Annotated in this window: 1 protein-coding gene; it reads right to left on the bottom strand. The window is 71.5% G+C overall.

The annotated features are described in order from the left end of the window. On the bottom strand, positions 1 to 614 hold a 614-nt coding region (locus tag Q4I23_RS32980; protein WP_498529042.1), incomplete at both ends, for an Ig-like domain-containing protein.

The following is a 614-nucleotide window of genomic DNA, read 5'->3' as shown; positions in this document are numbered from 1 at the left end:
CCCGCCGGTCGCGGTGGTGGTGTAGGTGGCGCCGCCCACCGTGACCGTCACCGTCGCCCCGGCTTCGGCCGTGCCGGCGAGGGTCGGCGTCGTGCTGTTGCTCAGCGCCGCGCTGGTCACCGCCGGAGCGTTGGGCGGGGTGGTGTCGATAACCAACGATTGAGTGCCCGGCGCCGAGACGTTCCCCGCCGCATCGGTGGCCGTCGCCGAGACCGGGTTGGCACCGTTGGCGTTCAGGCTCAGCGATCCGGCGGTCGGCGTGTCGGTAGCGAGGTTGATCGACCAGTTTCCACCCGTCGCGGTGGTGGTGTAGGTGGCGCCGCCCACCGTGACCGTCACCGTCGCCCCGGCTTCGGCTGTGCCGGCCAGGGTCGGCGTCGTGCTGTTGCTCAGCGCCGTGCTAATGGTCGGAGCGTTGGGCAGTGTCGTGTCGATGGTCAGCGACTGCGTGCCCGGCGTGGAGACGTTGCCCGCGGCGTCGGTGGCGGTGGCGGAGACGGGGTTGGCGCCGTTGGCGTTGAGGCTCAGCGACCCGGAGGTCGGCGTGTCGGTGGCGAGGTTGATCGACCAGTTTCCACCCGTCGCGGTGGTGGTGTAGGTCGCCCCACCCACCG

The organism is Azospirillum sp. UFLA03-27, from assembly GCF_059803775.1.
Note: the sequence above shows the minus strand (reverse complement) of the source record. Positions and strands in the feature narration are given on the sequence as shown.